The sequence below is a fragment of the Microcystis sp. M53598_WE2 genome, assembly GCF_030067735.1.
In the GTDB taxonomy this organism is placed as follows: domain Bacteria; phylum Cyanobacteriota; class Cyanobacteriia; order Cyanobacteriales; family Microcystaceae; genus Microcystis; species Microcystis aeruginosa.
In genome coordinates, this window is sequence record NZ_JASJFE010000726.1 from 1 (window position 1) to 2,688 (window position 2,688).

A 2,688-nucleotide genomic window follows, 5' to 3' on the forward strand; every position below is an offset into this window, starting at 1 on the left:
GGTACTTAATGCTATTTAGGGCTTGCTGAATAAATCTAAAAACCTTTTTGGATAAGGCTTTTAGACTTTTTTGACCTCAAAAAGTGCCGACCATTGGAGTGATTGGGGGGAAAATTCAGGTAATTTTTCCCTGAAAATTAGGTAATTGACCACCTGAAAATGGGTAAAACCCCACACCCCACACCCCACACCCCACACCCTGCCCCTAGGAAAAGCTTTTTGCCGCAAACCCTATTTACTCCTACTTACTAAAAACCCAGATATGATAACTGGCAACCGATCACTGATCACTGATCACTGATTACTGACAGGCTGCGGTGGATGTGGAGAAATTTAGTCATTTCCTCCACTGCTAGAGGGCCACTGATGCGATTGCCTTGCATTCTCTCGCAACCTAATTCTTGCAGGATTTCTAATTGTTGTTGGGTTTCTACTCCCTTGGCGATCACTATTAAGTTAAAACTTTTCGCTATCGCCAGCAATGACGAGATAAAACGGGTATCCTGGGGATTATTACTCAGGTTTTTCGTTAAAGATTGCTCTATTTTCAGTTTTTTCACGGTAAATTGACCGAGATAGGCGATCGACGCGTAACCGCTGCCAAAATCATCGAGGGTGATCCCAATACCCAATTCCTGCAAATCCCCAAGAATTCGAACGGTTTCACGGCTATTTTCTAGTAAACTTGTCTCGGTTATTTCCATCTCCAGAAAGAAAGGCCCGATTTGGGTTTCAGTCAAGACTTCTTTGAGGATGGTGAGCAACTGCGGATCCCGCAATTGGTGCGGGGACAGATTGATCGAGATGGGAGTGTATAATAATCCTCGCTGCTGCCATATTTGTGCTTGTTGACAGGCATTTTTCAGCACCCAACGATTAAGCTCAAGGATTAACTCGCTTTCTTGGATTAAGGGTAAGAAACGATTAGGAGCGATTAATCCGAATTGAGGGTGTAACCAGCGCAATAATACCTCTAACCCTTCCACTTGTCCCTGAGTCATATTAACTTGCGGTTGATAGTAAAGAGCTAATTCATTATTTCTGATTGCCTGATAGAGAAAATATTCAACTTTAGAACTACGAGTATTTTTAGGGTGAACATTAACTGACTCTATCCTGGAGTTATTATTGATATTATTCTTGACCGCTACTAAATTTTCCTCCAGTTTCTGTAAAATCATTTTTCTGTCTGTGCCGACGGGGGGACAGATAACTGAACCTAAATTTAATCGCACGGCTAGGGAGTGATTTTCGATTTCGTAATTATTTTCTAGGGTTTTAATAATTCTTTGACTAACTTTTTCCAGATCATTAGCATTATTAATTTGTGGCAGCAGGATAATAAATTCGTCCCCTCCCCAACGAGCGACTATATCCCCCGATCTCAAATTTTTTCTTAACCGTTCACTGACGATTTTTAATAGCTTATCTCCCAGTCGATAACCTAGTCGATTGTTGACATTTCTTAGCCGCTCTACATCCACTAATAACAGACCGAGCAGTTGATTACTTTTCTGGGCATTATTAATAGCATTTGACAGATATTCATTAAAGATAGAACGGTTAGGCAAATTCGTGAGAGGATCTAGGAAAGATTCCTCTTGAGTCCTGTTATCAAAACTAATGGTCTGGGATGGGGAATGATGGAGAATTAGGGTACTTTTTGTGTGGAAGTTATCCCGGCTATAATTTGCTTCACTTTCCGTCAGATCCACTCGTAGCTGTCCTGAAGTTTTAACCGGTGCTTGCTCTATTTTTTCTTGACTGGCTATTAAATGAAAACTGGCATTTATATCACAGCCAAAGTTAATTAAATCACCATCTTTTAATTCATGAACCAAGCATTTAGAACCATTGACATAAATACCATTATGACTTTTATTCCCCTCTAAATCACCATCAAGAATCCAATAGGAAAAATTTTGGCGATCAAGACTCTTTTTAATTAAAGTCGCATGATAACGAGACGCGTATTTGGAGCGAAGAACAATTTGATTATCGGACTTACGGCCGAGAGAATATTTCATGTCTTCTAGGGTAATTGTTCTTCTCCCTTGAGGATCTTCCACAATGAGCAGATAACGGGAATTGGATGAACCATTAATCATTTTTTCGGTACCTCGACAAAATATAAGTTAATATGCTCCCTCAAAAAGTCATGGCTTATTCGTCTTTGACTTAATTTATTTTCTCAATAAAGTGTTGGGTGTGATTCGGAACAGTTACTTAACAAGAATTGAGTCACATCTTCTGGTTTCAAGGCCTGAGTAACCCAAAATCTTTGTACTTCTTCAAATTCTGTACTAGGCCGATTATAGTCGATAACATGGCTAAATGCTCGGTTTTTGATGGTAAAGATGGGATAAAGGTTCGCTCTTCAAGCTGTCGAGGGGATATTTATCAATATAACTTAAGAAGGAATAGCCAGCATCAAAATTATCTAAAACTAACTGTACCCCTAATTCCTTGGCTTAAAGCTGACCCCGCTTTCAGGGGGTCTTAACGAGTAATTTAGATAGGGCTTGCTGAATAAATCTAAAAACCTTGTTGGGTAAGACTTTTAGACTTTTTGTCAATCAAAAAGTACCAGTTGTGGGAGAGATAGGGGGAAAATTCTGGGACTTTTTCTCTGAAAATTAGGTAATTGACCAGATGAGAATCGGTAAAACCCTACACCCCACACCCCAC

The 2,688-nt window shown here is 39.7% G+C and carries 1 protein-coding gene; it reads right to left on the reverse strand.

The genetic code is table 11. The features are described 5' to 3' along the window. Window positions 1–287: 287 nt before the first annotated feature. On the reverse strand, window positions 288–2,108 hold the full coding sequence (locus PX636_RS14785; protein ID WP_288117680.1) for an EAL domain-containing protein: 1,821 nt from the start codon (window positions 2,106–2,108) through the stop codon (window positions 288–290). Between the last annotated feature and the right edge of the window lie 580 nt (window positions 2,109–2,688).

Coding starts and splice junctions, on each gene's coding strand:
- PX636_RS14785 (WP_288117680.1), bottom strand. CDS start 2,108: ATGATTAATGGTTCATCCAATTCCCGTTATCTGCTCATTGTGGAAGAT.